This is a genomic window from Moraxella lacunata (assembly GCF_002027545.1).
GTDB classification, from domain to species: Bacteria; Pseudomonadota; Gammaproteobacteria; order Pseudomonadales; family Moraxellaceae; genus Moraxella; species Moraxella lacunata.
In genome coordinates, this window is record NZ_MXAN01000039.1 from 1 (window position 1) to 18,957 (window position 18,957).

Genomic DNA, 18,957 nt, shown 5'->3' on the forward strand with positions numbered 1-18,957 from the left:
TTTGGAAAGAGGTCTAATGTCAAAATACCTGATATAGAAAGTAATGGTTTTGCTCTATCTATTGGTAAAAATCTCATTACAAGCAGTCTGTTTAGCTTGGTAAAAGATACGATTATTTGCATTGATGACTTGGAAAGAAAATCTGACAACCTTGATATAAAAGACATCATGGGGTTGATTAATCATCTTAAAACCGAGAAAAACTGTAAAGTGGTTGTGATTTTACACCAAGATAAAACAGATAACCAATTTCAAGAATACAAGGAAAAAGTATTTGATGAAATTGTGCATTTAACAGAAAATTTTTCTATCATTAAAACTATTATTGATGACAATGAAATCATTAAATCTCTTTCCAAACTAAAAATAAACCCTTATAAGTATTGGGGTTGAAGTTTTTAAAAATCCATAAAAATCAGGGTTTGGAAAGAAGTCTATTGATATTTATGAAGAATTTTATCAAAAATTAGCGGTTAAAAACATACGCTTTTATGAAAGAGTCAAACGAGATTATCAAGAAATTATAGAATCGGTTGATGATTTAAGCTTGTCAAGCAAAGACAGCATATTGAGAAACCTACTTATTGTCAGACTTGCTGACTTAATAAAACCCGAGATACCTTGTGAGAATAAGGATAATAATTTTGTATTTGATTTGAAATACCTGTTAAATTTTGAACCTTATAATATTTCTGACGATTCTTTGGTAGATACAATAAATTCACTAGAATATTTTTTTAAGAACTTTATTGATTTTGGTGATTTGAGCGATTGGATTAAAGTAATAACAGAAAACATTTTTAATTACAATATTGATGATAAATTTATAAAAGAACTGATTGAACAAGATAAAATTTCAGAAGAAAGAATACAAACCATCAAGCACCATAAATCACTAGTATCAAAACTGCATAATCTTGATACAGATGCTAATTTTACCCAAGATTTTTATGATTCATCAGTTAAAGTAATTAAATACGAGCATTTTAATAATCTAAGTTTTTATTATAAAGTGATAGCACTATATAATCAGACATTAGCAAAATCTTTTAAAGAACAAGTAGAAGATCACATTATAAAGACCTTTGAGGATAGTAAGGAAAAACTAGATTTGGGCAACTTCTACCCTTTTAAAGTAGCTGAAGATGATGTTTTTAAAGATTTTGTTAAAGAGCAAATTGAAAATTATGTCTTAAAAATAGATTTTAAAGATTTCTTTTTAAACCCCAACAATCAACGCAATAATGATGATGTTAAGAAAGCTGTAAATGAGATAACAAAAGATGATTTGCGTGATGTAATATGGTCAGATTTAGGAGATTATTTTCGGGAAAGAAAGCATTTGTTAGAATCCATTGTACAACACAGTCTTTTTTCAAAACAAAAAAGCGAAGAAGTTCGCCAATGGATATTGGAATTGTTGGATGAGAACATCAAAGAAAATCCCAATAATGAAATCGCTGTTAAATTACTGTTGCAGGACACCGAGAATTTAACTAAATTTACATGACAGATTAGACAATTCCAAAATGGCGGTCAAACGGTCGCCTTTTAATTCATCATCCATTTTCATCGCTCTAATTTCCCCAAAACCGATACACATCACTCACATCCTCCACATCTATCACGCCACGGGCGATAAAATCTATCGTGCGTGGCAGAAGCTGATGTTCTAGGGCATGAACTTTGTTTTGTAAGGTGGCAGGCGTGTCATTGGGGTGGACTTCTAGCACCGCTTGGCTAAGGATTTGCCCTGCATCAAGCTCTGCCGTTACCAAATGCACCGAACAACCATGATACCGCTCGCCTGACTTTAATACTCGCTCGTGCGTGTCTAGTCCCTTATAGGCAGGGAGTAGGGACGGGTGCAGGTTTATCATGGGGGCGTTTAGCTCGTCTTTTACGCCATTGATAAATAATGGCGTTAGGATTTTCATAAAGCCCGCCAGCACCACCAAATCCACACCCAACGGCTTTAATACATCAAGGGCAAGCCGTTCAAATTCAGCTCGTTTATAGGTTTTGCCTTGTTCGTTTTTGTCAATGACAAAGGCAGGGATATTGGCATTTTTGGCACGAGTTAGGGCATAAGCGTCTGCTTTATTGCTGACGACAGCGACAATGTCAATGGGCAGTTTGCCTGCTTGCATTTTGTCAATCAAAACTTGTAGGTTTGAGCCATTGCCAGAGACTAGGACGGCGATTTTTAATGTTTTCATATTAGCTAATACATTCAATGGGATATTTTACAATTTCACTATCCACCGTTAATACCGTTAAATGTTCGCACATGGCTTGGCTGATAATCATACGGTCAAAGGGGTCTTTGTGATGAAATTCAAGGGTTTGTAGGTTTAGAATATGCGTTTGGGTAATTGGAAGGATTTCATAAATCCCTTTATCTTGAATGATTTTTAAGGCACTTGATAAACTTGGCTTTAATTAGACTTCTTTCCAAACCCTGATTTTTATGGATTTTTAAAAACTTCAACCCCAATACTTATAAGGGTTTATTTTTAGTTTGGAAAGAGATTTATTGTAATTTATCAAGCTGAATTTTAATTTGCATTTCCCAAATGCTTGCCATACTCAAATAAAAAGTATGATGATTTTGAGATAAAATTCTTTTAATGCTATTTGGGATTTTGTTCGGTTCTTGATTTGCCCAAATAAAAATTTGCGTATCTAATAAATATTTTGCCATTACGCATCTTTTCCAAGCCAAAATTCATCGCCCAAATCATCATTAAAATCATCGGACATATAAACTTCATCAAATAATTGAATATCGAGCGGTGCTAATTTTTTCTTTGATTGCATGATATTTTGATTTTTTAAAAAATCAATCACAGAAAAACGCTCTTCATTTGTCAATTCTTGCAACATTGGTAATATCGCTTGTACTTTTGGCGATAATGCTGCATTAGAAGTTTGCATAAAGTATCCTTTTTAAATACGATAAAATTATCACTCTGGACAATCAAACCCAGTTAGTTGATTATTGGTAAAATCTGCCGTAACCGTACCAGCATCTGCCTTATAGGCTTGCCAAGTGAGTGTATCTTGATGTTGAAAATTAGGCTCTTTGGGTTTGCCAAGCCAAAATATTACCGTCTCTTTGTCCATACCCAGTTCTATTTTATGGCAATAATGACCTGCAAGCCAACGCCAATCATCAACGCAAGTATTGTCTTTTATACATTGTTTCATGCTATTTAGGCGATAGCATTTTGATTTCACGCTACCCCACTTACCGCCCAAATCTTCACAAATTTGTCTTTGCTGTGTGCCTGTACAAGCTACCAATAAGATTACACAGATTAAAATAATTAGTCGCATTGCAGTCCTTTTAAATTGGGTTTATCTTTGTGAAACAATAAACCCAATTTACCAATCATTTAAAAATAAATTTAACCTTTAAATATAAACCACCGCTTTATCGGCACGCTCTACGATTTGCCCGATTTGCCAAGCGGTTTCACCTTGTGCGGTCAAAAATGCCAAAGTTTCGTCTTTTTTGTCGGCAGGGATGACAATCACAAAGCCCACGCCACAGTTAAAGGTACGCACCATTTCGCTTTGGGCAATGTTGCCTGCTTGTTGTAGCCAGTTAAAAACGGCAGGAAACTCCCAAGTGGCGAGATTAATCTCGGCAGATAAATCATCGGGCAACACACGGGGTAAGTTTTCAGTCAGACCGCCACCTGTGATGTGTGCCATGGCGTGAATGTTTGCATTGCCAAGCTGTTTTTGCAGGGCATGTACCGACTTGACATAAATGCAAGTGGGTTTCATCAGAGCATCCGCCAAAGTCTCGCCATCGCCCAGCGTGTGAGTATTAATGTCCACACCCGACACATCAATCACTTTTCGCACCAGTGAATAACCGTTAGAATGCACGCCAGAGCTTGCCAGAGCAATCAGCACATCACCTTTTTGGACGTTTGCCCCTGTGATGACTTCATCTTCTTCAACCACACCCACACAAAAACCCGCCAGGTCATAATCTTCGTCTTGATACATACCAGGCATTTCGGCGGTCTCACCACCGATTAAAGCACAATTTGACAGTTTACAACCATCGCCAATACCCTTAATAACCATCTCGGCAACATCCACATCAAGTTTACCTGTGGCATAATAATCCAAGAAAAATAATGGCTCAGCACCGCACACAAGTAAATCATTGACACACATTGCCACAAGGTCTTGACCGATGGTTTCATGGCGATTTAGGTCTAAGGCAAGTTTTAGTTTGGTGCCGACACCGTCTGTACCAGAGACAAGTAAGGGCGACTTGTAGCCTTGTGGAATGCGACACAATGCCCCAAATCCACCAAGACCGCCCACCACTTCGGGGCGTGTCGTGGCTTTGGCGACAGATTTGATGCGCCCAACAAGGGTCTCGCCTGCGTCAATATCCACGCCTGCGTCTTTGTAGCTTAGAGAATGAGAAGTCATGAGGGTTCCTATTGAGTCAAAATAAATTGTCTTATTATAGCAAAAATTGGGGCAGATGATAGCCTTTCGGGCGATATTTGTGATTTTTATAAAAATGCAAAAAAGCACTTTACTAAACGTACTTTATCAAGTATAATCATCGCTGTTTTTCGGGCCTATAGCTCAGTTGGTTAGAGCAGAGGACTCATAATCCTTTGGTCGCAGGTTCAAGTCCTGCTGGGCCTACCATATTAAATACTATAATTTAAAAAATTAAGGGTTTGTTAATAAACAAACCCTTTTTTATTACCTACTTATAATAACAATTTTATAAAAATAAGGTTGTCATCCAAGTCCTCCCAAATCCACTTTAATCCGTGCAATCTACCTTCACTGCTCCGAATCAAAGATATTGCATTTGACAGCAGACACCAAAAACGCCCCCAACAGCGTAACATCATCTGAAAATACCTGTTCTATCATGTTTGAATCAAAATATTTATCCGTCACCGCTCGATATTTCTCATACTTCCCTGTGGGATATTTGTCAAAATCAAACATTTTATCCAAATCGTCTATATCATCCATATTGCCAAACTCCACCCATGCAATCATGTCCTGACCCAATGATGTGTCAAAAAACTCATCCATGAGTGGTAGTTCATCTTTGGTCAAGGCGGTATTTACATAGTTTTCCGCCAGACTCTTGGTTTGTGAGGTGACGATATCTATGGCACACGCCTGCTTGGCGGTATCATGTTCTTGCAAACTATCCATGATCGAATAAGTTATTATTTTATCAAAAATAGATTTGGTAAAATTGGCAGTCGCCCCAACATAAGCAGTCGCCTGCATGGATAATGCAAGGCATATGCCCAATAGGTATTTTTTCATGAGATACTCCTAATTTGCAGTTTTACTTCAATCTCAACCCAAAATATGATTAGACTTCTTTCCAAACCCTGATTTTTGTAGATTTTTAAAAACTTCAACCCCAATACTTACAAGGGTTTATTTTTAGTTTGGAAAGAGATTTATTGAGTAATTTTGGATAGTAAGGGAGAATCCATTCACTCTTGATAACTCAATGGCTTATATCAAATTGAGAATGGTATATTTTGCTATCATAACACAAAACATTGATAAGAAAAATACCCAAACAAAAAGGGCGGAATTATCCACCCTTTTTATCCTTACAAAACTTAGTTAAATTTTAACTTATCAAACGTCAACACCCCATTTTCCACCCCCACCGAAATGGTATCGCCTGCGACAAACTCGCCTGCTAGGAGCTTTTGGGCAAGGGGATTTTCAATCTCTTGAACAATGGCACGTTTGAGCGGTCTTGCCCCAAACACAGGGGCATAACCCACCGACACCAGTTCGTTCATCGCTTCGTCTGATAAGACGAGACCAAGCTCACGCTCTTTTAGTCTGGCTCTTAGGCGGTCAAGCTGAATGCTGGCAATGCCCGCCATTTGCGACTGCCCAAGCGGATGAAAGACCACAATCTCATCAATACGGTTGATAAACTCGGGGCGAAAATGAGCGTTTACCGACTCCATGACCGCCGATTTTATCTCTTCGTACTCGTCCCCTGCCATGTCAAAGATTTTATGACTGCCAAGGTTTGAGGTCATGATAATCACGGTGTTTTTAAAGTCCACCACACGCCCCTGAGAGTCGGTCAAACGCCCGTCATCTAAGACTTGTAGTAGGATATTAAAGACATCAGGGTGAGCCTTTTCCACTTCGTCAAACAGCACCACGCTATACGGCTTACGGCGAACCGCTTCGGTCAGCACGCCCCCTTCTTCATAGCCCACATAGCCAGGGGGAGCTCCCACCAGACGGCTCACGCTGTGCTTTTCCATAAACTCGCTCATGTCAATTCGCACCATGGCGGTCTCGTCATCAAACAAGAAATTGGCAAGCGATTTGGTCAGCTCGGTTTTACCCACGCCTGTTGGCCCTAAAAATAGGAACGAACCACTAGGGCGGTTGGGGTCGGAGAGTCCTGCACGGCTGCGGCGAACAGCATTGGCAACCGATTTGACCGCTTCGTCTTGACCGACCACACGCTCATGCAAAATCGTCTCCATGCCAAGCATCTTATCACGCTCGCCCTGCATCATCTTGGCGACAGGAATGCCTGTGGCGTGCGACACCACCTCGGCAATTTCATTATCTGTTACCTTATTTCTAAGCAATTTAGGCGTATTTGTATCATCATACTGTTCATCGGCAAGCTGTTTTTGCAAATTAGGGATAATCTCATATTGCAAACGCCCTGCCTGCTCCCAGTTGCTCTCACGTTGGGCTTTTTCTAGGGCAATGCGTGCCTTGTCAAGCTCAATCTGAGCATGCTTGGTACCCTCTACCAGTGCCTTTTCAGCCCTCCAAATCTCCTCTAAATCATTATATTCTTTTTCCAATTCATCAATTTGAGTTTGTAGCTGTTTAACTTGTGCCTGACTGCCTGCATCGTCTTCTTTTTTGACAGTTTCTAACTGCATTTTTAATTGAATGATGCGTCTGTCAAGTTTGTCAAGGCTTTCAGGTTTACTGTCAAGCTCCATTTTTATGCGAGAAGCGGCCTCATCAATCAAATCAATCGCCTTATCAGGCAGTTGGCGGTCAGTGATGTAGCGGTGCGACATTTTGGCGGCGGCGATGATGGCAGCATCCATGATTCTAACCCCATGATGTAGCTCATACCGCTCTTTTAGCCCACGCAAAATGGCAATGGTGTCCTCCACACTCGGCTCGTCCACCAACACCTTTTGAAAACGTCTCTCCAAAGCAGGGTCTTTTTCAATGTACTGGCGGTATTCATCAAGCGTGGTCGCCCCCACACAACGCAACTCGCCACGAGCCAGTGCAGGTTTTAGCATGTTGCCAGCGTCCATTGCCCCACTGGTCTTGCCCGCCCCAACCATGGTATGCAATTCATCAATGAATAAAATGATGTTACCATCTTGTTTGGCAAGGTCGTTTAGCACACCTTTTAGACGCTCTTCAAATTCTCCATGATATTTCGCCCCTGCAATGAGTGACCCCATATCAAGCGATAAAACTTCTTTGTTTTTTAAACTCTCAGGCACTTCGCCATTGACGATACGTTGGGCAAGCCCTTCGACAATGGCGGTTTTACCCACGCCCGGTTCGCCTATCAAAACAGGATTGTTTTTGGTGCGTCTTGACAAGACTTGCACAGTACGACGAATCTCATCATCTCGCCCAATGACAGGGTCAAGTTTACCCTCTTTTGCTCTGTCGGTCAGATTGACGGTGTATTTTTCTAGGGCATGTCTGGTGTCTTCGGCATTTTGAGTATTCACGGTGTCGCTCCCCCTAAGGTTTTTTATGGTTTGGGTTAAAATGGCGGTCGTAACGCCTGATTTTTCAAGCACTTTTTTGCTGTCGGTTTGCTCGGCTAATGCCAAAAGTAGCCATTCGCTCGCCACAAATTCATCACCTGCTTTTTGGGCATGGCGTTCGGCAAGGTGTAGCACCTGCAAGCCGTCTTGCCCCACATTGACTTGCCCTGTGGGTGTGGCAACCACCGCTTGACGGTCAAGTAAGGCACGGCTTTCAGACTGCAATACCGCCACATTCGCCCCTGCGTTTTGTAGGGTTGCCACGACAGACGGGTCGTTTAGCATGACGGATAACAGATGAGCCGAGCCAATGGCGGTGTTGTCTTTTGACAAGGCAAGCGATTGGGCATCTCGGATAATGGTTTGTAATTTTGCGGTGTATTTGTCAAAGTTCATGGTTTTACCTTTTATCGTTTATTTTTTGCGTTTGGGAAAAGTTTTTCCCGCTTGTCAAATATATGCTTGACAAATGCAAAATTTTCAATGATAAAAATCCAATGGGTCGTAAATTTTTTTTAAGCCATTGATTTTTATATAAATTTATAAATTTTCAAAAAGCGCTTGTAATTTTTATATCCACTCCCATATTATATTAAATTTTCATCAGGAGCATTTTATGACCCGTCTTACTTTACACACTGTTGACACCGCCCCAGAAAAAGCCAAAGAGCGTGTTGAAGCGGTACAAAAAGCCAATGGCTTTATCCCAAATCTCATCGGTGTGCTTGCCAACTCACCACAAGCCCTTGAAATGTATCAAGAGGTAAGTAAAATGAACAGCAAAAACTCTCTGACCGCCGAAGAGGTTGAAGTTGTTCAGATTACCGCCGCTGCACATAACGGCTGTGATTTTTGTGTGGCAGGACACACCAAGGTTGCCGAAGTTCGCCTAAACATGCCCCCTGCCATTGTAGAGGCATTACGTGGCCGCACTAACATTGACCAAAATGCCAAATATCAAGCCTTAGCTCAGTTTACCATGCAACTTATCGACAAGCGTGGTCAGGTCTCTGACGAAGAGCTAGAAGCCTTTAAATCAGCCGGTTACAACGACCAAAACGTCCTAGATGTCATCATGGGCGTGGCACTGTCTACCCTATGCAACTACGCTAACACCGTTGCCAAAACAGACATTAACCCAGAGTTGGCAGCTTTTGCTCCAAATCGTTAATGCTTAACCTTTGTGGTTATTTTTAACTCTTGCCAACAAAACACAAAACCCTTATAATAGTAAGGGTTTTGTGTTTCATCATAGGTTGTATTTGCCTTTGGTACGCTTTGGTTTTTATGGACAAACTGTTTAAAATCCGTTTAATTTCACCAAATCCAATTCAATAATAAAGCACAATCAAAAAGCATGATCAACAGCAACTAACAAACGTCTGCTTTTCATATTGTATTTATTATTAAAATGCTTGTATTTATCATTAATGGTTGTATAATAGGTTTGATTGATGATGGCAAACCACCAACATCAATCCAACCATTTAATTTTATCAAAATTTTATCACCCAAAGGAGACACACCATGCGTACCGACATGTTCCAACAAATCCTAGATGACCTAAACAGCTCATCTGCCGACGTTGAGGCCTCTGCTCTTATCTCAACAGACGGCTTGATGATTGCCTCTGCCCTACCCTCTGGTATTGACGAAGATCGTGTGGGTGCCATGAGTGCCGCCCTACTGTCTTTGGGCGACCGTGCAGGCTCTGAACTGGCTCGTGGTAAGATTGACCGCCTGCTCGTACAAGGTGAAAAAGGCTATGTCATCATGACATCAGCAGGTGGTGAGGCGGTACTGACCATTCTTGCCAAACCAAACGCCAAACTGGGTCTGATATTTCTAGACATTAAACGAGCCTCTGAGGCATTGGCAAAACTCATCTAAATCTTTACCCTTTTATTGATAAGCCATGAAGTATTGATAAGTTATTAAGGAGACTTGTTTTGAGCATTCAACTAGATGATATGGCAAAGCCCACTGGCGATGCTACTGAATATAACCTAACCTTTTTTGATGGCACAACACGCACCGTCTATGATACAGGTGTAGAGCGTCCATACCCTGATGGCAGACTCATCGTCTCTCGCACGGATTTAAATGGCGTATTAACCCATGTCAATGATGCCTTTGTTGAGATTAGCGGCTATACCGAAGATGAACTGATTGGCAAACCCCAGCACATCTTACGCCATCCTGACATGCCAAAAGCAGCGTATGCTGATTTGTGGAAGACCGTCAAAGAGGGCAAAAAATGGCATGGCTACGTCAAAAACCTATGCAAAGATGGCTCACACTACTGGGTATATGCCACTGTCGTGCCAAACGTACGTCGTGGTCAGACTGTGGGTTATACCTCCGTACGCCGTAAGCCCAGCCGTAGCAAGATTGAAGAGACGGCAGCTCAATACCTTACCATGAAAGGAGCAGAATAATGGCTTATAATTTTTTAATTGCCCCTGATTTCTCACCAGAACGTTTTGCAGGTTGGCACATGTTTAATACCTTGCTACAAAAACGTTCAGGTCATGACCTACACCTTGTTACACCCGTCTCGCACGCCGAACAAGAAGACAGTTTGGCAAAAGATGATATCAAAGTCATCTATGCCAACCCTTTTGATGCTGCCAAACTCATCCGTGAAGATGGCTATCGTGCCATCGCTCGCCCCATTGGCAAATCTGATGAAATGACAATCATTTCATCAGCTGGTGGTAATATCAAGTGCCTAGATGACCTAAACGCAGGCACTAAGATTGCCATGGCAGATAACCGTGATGTCAAACTCATCGGTCTGCGTCTGCTTGAAGCGGTAGATTTAAGCGAAGATGATGTTGAATTTATCATCACCGAGACTTATCAAGCCGCTGCCAAACAAGTGGTAAAAGGCGAAGCGGATGTGGCGTTTTTTATCGCTGAAATTTATCACTCACTGTCAAAACTCACCAAATCACAACTAAACGTACTCATTGAAAGCAATATCGCCACCATCTCTCATGTCATTTTGGTCAAAGACGGCTTCACCCAAGCAGATGATATCGCCAAAGTCATTTTATCCTTAAAAGGTGATGCTGATGGTCAAGCGGTGCTAAGTGAACTTGGCATGACAGACGGTTTTGAACCCATAGATGATGAAGATGCTGAATTCATGATTGACCTAATGGAAACCCTGCTTGACTAAGTAAGAGATAAGTGGGTTTGACACTTGACCCACTTGTTTTTATTCATCATCACAGACCAGTTTATGAACAGAATCCATCACGCTGATGACTACCATCACTTTCGTCATTATTCTCGTGCTGTCCTAAAAAATCCATCGGCAGGACAGTATCACAAAGAGCGAATCAATGTCGCCAAAAAATTAGACGAAAGCGAACCTCTACAAGGGGCATTATCGGATTATTTTTTTGGCTGTTGGTATGATGCACCCATGATGAACCCCGAGTTCATCCAAACCTTTAAACCACGTCTTAACACCCAAGCTTGGCAAATCATCAACGACTGCATAACACGTAAATATTATTTACAAAAAAATAACCTTCTGGCGACACGTTGGAGCGTACTTACCACACCCACACTTGATGTGCCCAGTCATAAACTGCGTGTCAGTAGTGATGATGCCACTTTGCTTGCCCAACGCCTGTTGGAGTCTATTTTGACAGCTCACAAAGCCCAAAATCATGATGAGGTCATGCGTTTAGAAAATGAATTTTTTAACCATTGTTTGGCTTGTCATGACTTAGTGGCGTTCATGAAAGCATGGTTCAAACTTGGCAAACATAATTGGGTATTTGACATGCGATGGGTGGCTTGTCGCACTGAACTTGAAAGGTTGATACATTAGATTTTTCATACATAGATTATTTTAAGATTATTTTTTATACATAGATGATATGGCACATAGACGATATGATAGAGGGTGAACATTCTACTTATTTTTATGCGTCTGCAACCACTAAAATCTGGCTTTTGGAGATACTATGGCATTAAAAATATTATTGGCGGGTTTCTCAGGCCCTAGTGCTGGGGCATTAACCTTGCTATTACAACGTAACTATCCTAATGTGGAGTACTTAGTATTGGAACGCTGTTTTAGTGATGATTTGTGTCTGACCTTACCCACGCTTGGCAGAGATGCTGATGATGCCTTTGCTGCCATTATCAATCTAGATGGTGTGGGTATGTCGCTGTTTAATAACCAACACATCAAAAATTTGGTGGATTTTTTGGATTTTCGTGCATCCTTATTATTGACACGTGGTCATATCAAACAATGGCAAAATGCTGACTTTTTACCCCATGCAACCAACTTCTTTTTGAGCACCCCATATGCCAAACATGACATGGAAGCGGTGCTGTCGCAACTCATTGACGCCGCCACACGCCTACAAAAAAACCCTGCTGATGCTGCCAAAAATCGTGCCTTAATATATAGCAAATCTGTCAATCATCTACACGATAGTACCGATACCAAGCAAACAGAACTGACCAAACACACGTCCAGCGAAAATGGCAAATTCATCCAAAGTGTGATTAATACTTGTTTTAGCGGTGTCTGTCCCAATAATGTCATCTATGAATTGATTCATATTTTTGCCCAAGAACATCCTTTTAAAATCGTCATCGGCAACCAAATGGTCTATGTCTATCCTAAAAAAGCCATCGCCCTGACACAAAACCTTGACCGTCTGCTTGACTATTTTTCCATCGCAGGTAACTGTCAGGTACTAAGAACCAATATTACCAATATCGCCCTAAGTGATGCAGAATTTGATAGAATGCTACACAACATCAAAAATGAAGGTTATCGTCGTTATTCACTCAACAGTTTTTTGTGGCAAATTTATTCAACCATCTTACCTACTCGCATTAATGCCCCCAGAAATACCTTAAAACTAAAAATTCGCTACATGCCCAACTTTTCAGGCATGAAAGACATCCCCGAATACGTCCATGCAATCGTATCATCATGCCTAATCGTCCCTAAAAACCTTGACCAACTTGACATGGTATTTGGTGAGTTGACCCAAAAAAACCCATCCATCCTGCACCGCATATTTTTGCTATCCATCCTGTCTGGGTCGGCAGATATTGAAGTGCTAAAAAACTCTTTTTATCTACAAACCCCCCTAGATAAACTGCTACATGAAAAGAATAAATACGACAAAGAATCTACACCCAAGACAACTGCCAATAAAGGCGTAACCCAAGCTGTCAAAACAGGATTTTTTAGACGCCTGCTTAACAAATTATCATTTTAATACCAAACACAAAACGGAGAGTGCAATGAGTGCCATCAATGAAGTCCGTGAACAAACCTATAAACTCATCATCGCAGGCCCTGTGGGGGCAGGTAAAACAGCTGCCATTCAAGTGTTGTCTGACAAAGGTGTGGTAACGACCGATGAAGTTGCCTCCGATGACACCAAACTCATCAAAAAGACAACCACGGTTGCCATGGACTATGGGGTTATGATACTAGACAGCGGTGAACAGGTGCGACTCTATGGCACCCCAGGGCAAAGACGTTTTGACTTTATGTGGGAGATTTTAAGTGAGAATGCCTTGGGTCTTATCCTACTGCTAAACGCTGAGGAAAAAGACCCTGTGAATGACTTGGATTATTATCTTGATGCTTTCTCACCACTCATCAAAAGCAGTGCCTTAGTGGTCGGTGTTACCCATGCTGAAAATATGCCTTGGGATTTACATGAGACACTCTCAAAACGATTGATGGAACGTGGTGTTGGTGCTAACGTCATGATTGTTGATGCCCGTGACCGTGAACAAATGCGTCGTATGGTGCGTTCACTCATCTATATGATCGCCTCTTAGTTTTTATTTTCGGTAATCAATCATGCCAAATGACCACCAAAATCCCTATCTTACGCTAACACCATCTGGTGTCATGCATGCTTTTGCTTATGCCACACCCAATGACAAGCACAAAGCTCTACAAACGCTCGTCTCGCAGACTCATGTCATGTCTACCAAAGAGTGGTTAAATAAGTATTCACATGAATGGCTAGATGAGTTTGATGAAAAAGGTTGGATACAACACCTATCACAGAACTTACCTGCTCCTAATATGCCATTGGATAAATTCTTACCTTATGTCGTGGCAAGTCTGTCAGGTACTCGCAAAGCTGTCATTGGCTCTAATGAAGGTTTTTGTTTGGCTCGCATTGGTTACACAACCGATGAAGCGGATAGGCTGGCGGTGGCAGGGGCGGACTTTTTTGACTTTTTTGTACGTCAGCATGAACGTGGACTTGCCATCGCTGGACAGGCTGTTTCACTCTTTGGTGATGTTGAACTGCTCATGCCAACCACAAGTTTTATGTTTTTGTGGATTGATAATACAGGCTATGTACTCATATTAGACGGTGAACCTTTAACCAACAATCGTGCCTTGGTAGAGCTTGTTTGGGCAATTAAGACATCGGGATTACGGTTTAATAAAAGCGATGATGATTTGACATAAACCAAGTAAAATATAAACCGCCAACCCATTTTAACCCCACCCAAGCACCACCCTTTTATCATGAAACGCCAAAAGCGTACTTCTATGCCCCACACTCACGATAATCGCTTGGGGTAGCTCGTCCCTTAGCGTGGTATAAAGGGCGGTCTCGGTCGGCTCATCTAGGGCGGACGTGGTTTCATCAAGAAATACCACAGACGGCCTAACGAGCAACGCACGCAAAAACGCCACTCGTTGTAACTCCCCTGGGGATAGATTAACCTGCCAATCGCTGTCCACATCTAGAGCGTGAATGTGCTTGCCCAGATGACAACGTGCCATGACCGCCTTTATCTTGTCATCGTTTGCCTGTATGTCAGGATAGCAAATGGCATCTCGTAACGTGCCTTGGGGCATATAGGGGCGTTGGGGCAAAAACAGCGTTTTGGCGGTAGGCATGACCGCTTGCCCTGTCGTACCAAAAGGATAAATCCCTGCCATCGCCTTTAACAGCGTGGTTTTGCCTGTGCCTGACGTGCCTTGTATCAGTAGAGCTTGCCCTGCGTGTAGCGTGATATTTATGCCATCAATCAACACCTTATCATCAAATGTTTTTATGCCAAAGTCTTTTAATATCAATACGTTATCATCATGTTTTACCGTTGATTTGTCAAGTGGCGTATTATCCAGCACATCAAGGCGAGTCAAAAAGCCATACAGACGGTTCAGCCGTGCTTGATACAACGTAAAGCTCTCATAAAACAGCCGAAAAAACGACAACGCTCGCATGAGACGGTTAAACGACTGCACCGTTTGGTGCATATCGCCCAATTTTATCTCGCCTGCAAAAAAACGTGGGGCTTGGAGCATGAGTGGCAATAGCTGAGCCACTTGGGTTACGCCTGTATTAAAGCCGTCCAATCCCAAAAGCCTACGAATTATCGCCCATCGGTTGTCAATAATCGCCCCAAATCGCCCTGCCAAATGGCGTTTTTCTTGGTGTTCGCCATCATAAAAGGCAATGCTCTCGGCATTGTCCGCCACTCGTATCAGCGAATAACGATAATCGCCATGCAAACGTTCTTTATCAAAATTAAGCCTGATGAGCGGTCGCCCAATCCACACCGACAAGGCAGTCGCCACGATGATAAAACCATAAATAAAAAATACCACACCCTTTGGCACACTCACGCCAAACACGCTCAAAATCCCCGACAGCCCCCACAATATAATCGTAAACTCAATGATAGACATCACCGCATTGATAACCCCACGCACCATCTCCACCGTGATTGTGATAAACTCCTTAGCGTCCTGCTCGATACGCTGGTCGATGTTATCAGGGGTACGCAGGTCGTGGGTGTGTTTTAGGCGGTAGTAGTTTTTGTGCGACAAATAGCGGTCAAGTAGTACGGCATTAAACCGCTCCCACCATTTAATCTCAAAGGCTTCGCCCACAAACCTATCCACCACGTCTTGTGCCACTTTAAACATCATCAAACTGGCATTTAGCAGAGCAAAAAACCAAAACGCCTGTGCGTCCATGTCTTGTAATGAGCTGTACAATTTATTATAAAACTGCGTATTTAGCACGCTGATTTTAACTTCCAAAAGCACAAAGAAAATCAAAAGCCCAATCATCACAAGGGCTTTTGCGGTGTTGGCACGGCTTAGGCAAGGCTTGGCAATGTGCCAAAATTTTTTGCCAAAGGGGGTAAATTTTAACGCCCACACCGCCACCGACAGCACCACCGCCACCCAAAAAAATGCCTTAAATAACCAAAATACCGCCGTGATAAGCTCGTATTGCCAATCCATAACTTGCCTTATTTTTAAAAATAAAAACCCTTTTTCAAAGCGAAAAAGGGCAAAGGGTGCGTGTTATCAATATTTAAAAGTCAAAGTCGCACGAATGTTGCGTGGCTCGCCATAAGAGACAAGCTGGGAGTTGGGCGTTGTGCCGATAAGATAGTCTTTGTCCGTCAAGTTTTTGACCGCCAAACCCACACCCCAATTTTTGGCTTCATAGCCTGCCTTAGCGTCAAGCACGGTATAGGCTGGCAAATCAATAAAATGCGTGGTTTCTACCCCACGGTTATTGACCGCTGTCCGCCACGCTCGTCTGTCGCCTTGATAACGCAAGCCACCACCGACATACCAGCCCAAACGGTCAGGGCTAAAATGATATTGCGTGGACACGGACGCAGAGTGTTCTGGGATTTGGCTGATACGCTGACCGACATTGGACGCACGGCTGTTTTCCACGATTTTGGCGGTTGGGATATAGCTGTACGAACCCGAGATATTCCATTGGTTATTCATCACAAACGCACTTTCAAACTCAAAACCTTTGGTGCGTTGCTTACCCACAAGCTCGCTATATCCTGTGCCAACCCCACTATCGTCATAAATCGTTTCGGCAACATTTTTGCGAGTGATGTCATAGGCGGACACATAGCCTTGCAAGCGTTTGTCAAAGCCTTGAAATTTTACGCCAATTTCGGCATTTTGACCTTTTTCGGGGTCTAGCACTTCGCCATTTTGTCCTGTGCTGGTGTTTTGTTGAAAGGACGTACCAAAGCTGACATAAGGGGCGAATTTGCCTTGATAATCATACATGGCGGACACACTGCCTGTAAATTCGCCGTCTGTGCGTTTGGCATTGGCTCCTGTCAGCACGTTATCCACGTCCGTTTTTGCCCAGTCGTGGCGGACGCTCGCCCCAAAAATCCAGTCATCATAACGCATACTGTCCTTGGCGTACAGCCCTGCGTATTGAGTAGTGGTAATATTTTGGCTAGGCGTACCTTCTGTAATGCTTGATACGTCATAGCTTGGATTGTTGATGTCAAAATTGGGATAAGCTCGGTCATTACGGCGATAATAGTCGCTTTTTTCACGCAATAGGTCAAGCCCTACTGTTACATCATGCTCAACGTTACCTGTATTAAAATAAGTCTCAAAGCGGTTGTCGCTGGTGAGCATGGTGTCTTTTTTGATTTGATTGTTAATTTGGCGACCGATATTGCCCGTGCTATAAAAATTGTTATGAGCGGTTGAAAGTACAGGCTTGCCGTCTGTGTCGGTTTTGTTAATGGCAAAAATGGACTTAAAGGTGAGCTTGTCATTGATATGATGAGCCAAATCATAGCCCAAACGCAAGGTTTTTTGTTCATAACCATAATCAGGCAAGCCAAAAAACGTACTGGACGAATACTGCTCGTGGGCATTGCGTACGGTTTGCTCGCCTGTGGTAAGGTCTATGGTGTTGTTGTGTGGCAAGCCTTGCTGACGGAGATATTCACGCCATTGATAACTGCCCAAAAGGGTCAAATCGGTGTCATTACCCAAATCAAACATATAGCTTGGAGCGATGTAGTTATCTTTGAAAAAGACGTGGTCGGTTGCATCATCACGGTCAGAAAACCGTCCATTTAGGCGAAATGCCCCTTTTTTGCTGTCGTTTGGGGCATAGTTTAGGTCATAGGCAAGCTCTTTGTTATTAAAACTGCCAACCGTGATTTTGCCTTTGGCAAAGGTCTCGCTGTCAGGGCGTTTTGAGGTGATATTGACAATCCCGCTTGGCAATGCCATGCCGTAGCCTGTAGTGGTCGTGCCTTTGACCACTTCAATGCTGTCCGCTCCTGCCACGTCCCACGCTCGCAGGTTTTTAGACGACATTTGCACACGCATACCGTCCACATACATTTGATTGGATGATACTTGCCCACGAATGATAAAGTCATCCCACCCGCGCCGACCCTGCACGCCTGATGACACGCCTGCCACATTTTCCAAAAGCTCGGCAACGGTGCTGGCTTGTTTTTGCTCTACCTGCTGTGGGGTTAGCACGCTCACTGATTGGGCGGTCTCATACAGGGGACTGTCGTCTTTTAGGGAATTGGGCGTGATGGCGACGTATTTGCCAGCGTCTTTGGAGATGGTGATGGTCTCATGCCCCAGCATGACGGTCGGCTCACCATCATCTGCCTGAGCATTGGTCGCGACAAACATGGCAATACTTAATAAAGACAAGGGAAATTTACACATGATACAAAATACCTAATAAAAATGATAATGAGTTGTATTATGTATTATACTTGTAAATGAGTGTGTAATACTATTGCAAATATGATTTATTTTTTAAATTTATTAGTTTTATTTTTTAAATAAAACTATCTCATGCTTTATTCTCAGTGTTTTTAAAATACCCATAACAACCCCATCAAACCCATCGTAAAATTAGACCCGCACCTAATCATTTTTTTTTAAAAATTTTTATATTTTCATTCTCATAACTATTGTCATCGCTCTGTAACTACTCTATAATAGACTTCTTTCCAAACCCTGATTTTTATGGATTTTTAAAAACTTCAACCCCAATACTTATAAGGGTTTACTTTTAGTTTGGAAAGAGATTTAATAAAAGTCATCATATTGTTACACAAGGAATCTGTCATGGCGACCATCAGTGCCAAATTTCCCAAACTTATCGGCATGAGCACGCTTTGCTCGCTACTGTTTGCCTGTGGTGGCGATAAACCTGCCAGCCAAAGCGAGACCGCCCAAGCCCCGACGACTGCCGAGAGCAAATCGATTGCCATTACCGCCATCGTCGAACACCCTGCACTTGACGCTGTTCGTCAAGGCACGCTTGAAGCCCTAGCCAGC

At 42.3% G+C, this 18,957-nt stretch carries 18 protein-coding genes, 1 tRNA gene and 2 pseudogenes; 12 read left to right on the top strand and 9 right to left on the bottom strand.

Translation table 11 applies throughout. The features are described from left to right. Positions 1 to 393 (top strand): annotated as a pseudogene (locus B5J94_RS14140) (KAP family P-loop domain protein); the annotation flags it as partial. A gap of 154 nt (positions 394 to 547) precedes the next feature. Beyond that, positions 548 to 1,510, top strand: coding sequence for a hypothetical protein (locus tag B5J94_RS06085; protein WP_143821918.1), 963 nt, complete (start codon positions 548 to 550; stop codon positions 1,508 to 1,510). A gap of 67 nt (positions 1,511 to 1,577) precedes the next feature. On the opposite strand, the gene purN is transcribed toward B5J94_RS06085, so the two are convergent. From purN to purM, 5 genes are all read right to left on the bottom strand, one after another. Next, positions 1,578 to 2,219, bottom strand: a complete 642-nt coding sequence (gene purN / locus B5J94_RS06090) for a phosphoribosylglycinamide formyltransferase (RefSeq protein ID WP_062501602.1) — start codon at positions 2,217 to 2,219, stop codon at positions 1,578 to 1,580. Between the two features lie 314 nt (positions 2,220 to 2,533). Continuing rightward, positions 2,534 to 2,704: a PIN domain-containing protein gene (locus B5J94_RS13855; RefSeq protein ID WP_143821919.1), complete on the bottom strand. Its 171-nt coding sequence runs from the start codon at positions 2,702 to 2,704 to the stop codon at positions 2,534 to 2,536. Further along, complete coding sequence (locus B5J94_RS06095) at positions 2,704 to 2,937, bottom strand: hypothetical protein (protein WP_062501479.1); 234 nt, start codon at positions 2,935 to 2,937, stop codon at positions 2,704 to 2,706. The genes B5J94_RS13855 and B5J94_RS06095 overlap by 1 nt, the downstream gene beginning before the upstream one ends. A gap of 30 nt (positions 2,938 to 2,967) precedes the next feature. Next, positions 2,968 to 3,339, bottom strand: coding sequence for a hypothetical protein (locus tag B5J94_RS06100; RefSeq protein WP_062501477.1), 372 nt, complete (start codon positions 3,337 to 3,339; stop codon positions 2,968 to 2,970). Positions 3,340 to 3,417: 78 nt separating this feature from the next. Further along, complete coding sequence (gene purM / locus B5J94_RS06105; RefSeq protein WP_062501475.1) at positions 3,418 to 4,461, bottom strand: phosphoribosylformylglycinamidine cyclo-ligase; 1,044 nt, start codon at positions 4,459 to 4,461, stop codon at positions 3,418 to 3,420. Between the two features lie 151 nt (positions 4,462 to 4,612). On the opposite strand from purM, the gene B5J94_RS06110 reads away from it, so the two are divergent. Continuing rightward, a tRNA-Ile gene (locus tag B5J94_RS06110) sits at positions 4,613 to 4,689 on the top strand. Positions 4,690 to 4,830: 141 nt separating this feature from the next. Here B5J94_RS06110 and B5J94_RS06115 read toward each other — a convergent pair. Beyond that, a complete protein-coding gene (locus B5J94_RS06115) occupies positions 4,831 to 5,334 on the bottom strand; it encodes a hypothetical protein (protein ID WP_062501473.1) in 504 nt (167 codons plus the stop codon). Between the two features lie 308 nt (positions 5,335 to 5,642). After that, positions 5,643 to 8,216 (bottom strand): ATP-dependent chaperone ClpB, encoded by a 2,574-nt coding sequence (clpB, locus tag B5J94_RS06120; protein WP_062499265.1) that lies wholly within the window; start codon positions 8,214 to 8,216, stop codon positions 5,643 to 5,645. A gap of 220 nt (positions 8,217 to 8,436) precedes the next feature. Here clpB and B5J94_RS06125 point away from each other — a divergent pair, with 220 nt between their 5' ends. The 8 genes from B5J94_RS06125 to B5J94_RS06160 all read left to right on the top strand — a co-directional run bounded on the left by B5J94_RS06125 (position 8,437) and on the right by B5J94_RS06160 (position 14,307). Further along, positions 8,437 to 8,991 (top strand): carboxymuconolactone decarboxylase family protein, encoded by a 555-nt coding sequence (locus tag B5J94_RS06125; protein ID WP_062499264.1) that lies wholly within the window; start codon positions 8,437 to 8,439, stop codon positions 8,989 to 8,991. Between the two features lie 356 nt (positions 8,992 to 9,347). Continuing rightward, positions 9,348 to 9,710 (top strand): roadblock/LC7 domain-containing protein, encoded by a 363-nt coding sequence (locus tag B5J94_RS06130; RefSeq protein WP_062499263.1) that lies wholly within the window; start codon positions 9,348 to 9,350, stop codon positions 9,708 to 9,710. Positions 9,711 to 9,769: 59 nt separating this feature from the next. Further along, on the top strand, positions 9,770 to 10,258 hold the full coding sequence (locus B5J94_RS06135) for a PAS domain-containing protein (protein ID WP_228144538.1): 489 nt from the start codon (positions 9,770 to 9,772) through the stop codon (positions 10,256 to 10,258). Beyond that, positions 10,258 to 11,004: a phosphate/phosphite/phosphonate ABC transporter substrate-binding protein gene (locus B5J94_RS06140; RefSeq protein ID WP_062499262.1), complete on the top strand. Its 747-nt coding sequence runs from the start codon at positions 10,258 to 10,260 to the stop codon at positions 11,002 to 11,004. Before B5J94_RS06135 ends, B5J94_RS06140 begins: the two co-directional genes overlap by 1 nt. 63 nt (positions 11,005 to 11,067) lie before the next feature. Beyond that, positions 11,068 to 11,667: a hypothetical protein gene (locus B5J94_RS06145; protein WP_062499261.1), complete on the top strand. Its 600-nt coding sequence runs from the start codon at positions 11,068 to 11,070 to the stop codon at positions 11,665 to 11,667. 136 nt (positions 11,668 to 11,803) lie between these two features. Further along, positions 11,804 to 13,084: a hypothetical protein gene (locus tag B5J94_RS06150; RefSeq protein WP_062499260.1), complete on the top strand. Its 1,281-nt coding sequence runs from the start codon at positions 11,804 to 11,806 to the stop codon at positions 13,082 to 13,084. Between the two features lie 25 nt (positions 13,085 to 13,109). After that, the gene (locus tag B5J94_RS06155) at positions 13,110 to 13,658 is read left to right on the top strand and encodes a GTP-binding protein (RefSeq protein WP_062499259.1); all 549 of its coding nucleotides are present in this window, start codon (positions 13,110 to 13,112) and stop codon (positions 13,656 to 13,658) included. A 22-nt stretch (positions 13,659 to 13,680) separates the two neighbouring features. After that, on the top strand, positions 13,681 to 14,307 hold the full coding sequence (locus B5J94_RS06160; protein WP_062499258.1) for a hypothetical protein: 627 nt from the start codon (positions 13,681 to 13,683) through the stop codon (positions 14,305 to 14,307). Positions 14,308 to 14,337: 30 nt separating this feature from the next. Here B5J94_RS06160 and B5J94_RS06165 read toward each other — a convergent pair whose 3' ends face one another. Both B5J94_RS06165 and B5J94_RS06170 read right to left on the bottom strand, forming a co-directional pair. Next, positions 14,338 to 16,104 (bottom strand): ABC transporter ATP-binding protein/permease, encoded by a 1,767-nt coding sequence (locus tag B5J94_RS06165; RefSeq protein ID WP_062499257.1) that lies wholly within the window; start codon positions 16,102 to 16,104, stop codon positions 14,338 to 14,340. 66 nt (positions 16,105 to 16,170) lie between these two features. Further along, the gene (locus B5J94_RS06170; RefSeq protein WP_228144539.1) at positions 16,171 to 18,300 is read right to left on the bottom strand and encodes a TonB-dependent siderophore receptor; all 2,130 of its coding nucleotides are present in this window, start codon (positions 18,298 to 18,300) and stop codon (positions 16,171 to 16,173) included. A gap of 444 nt (positions 18,301 to 18,744) precedes the next feature. On the opposite strand from B5J94_RS06170, the pseudogene B5J94_RS06175 reads away from it, so the two are divergent. Continuing rightward, a pseudogene (locus B5J94_RS06175) lies at positions 18,745 to 18,957 on the top strand (ABC transporter substrate-binding protein); the annotation flags it as partial.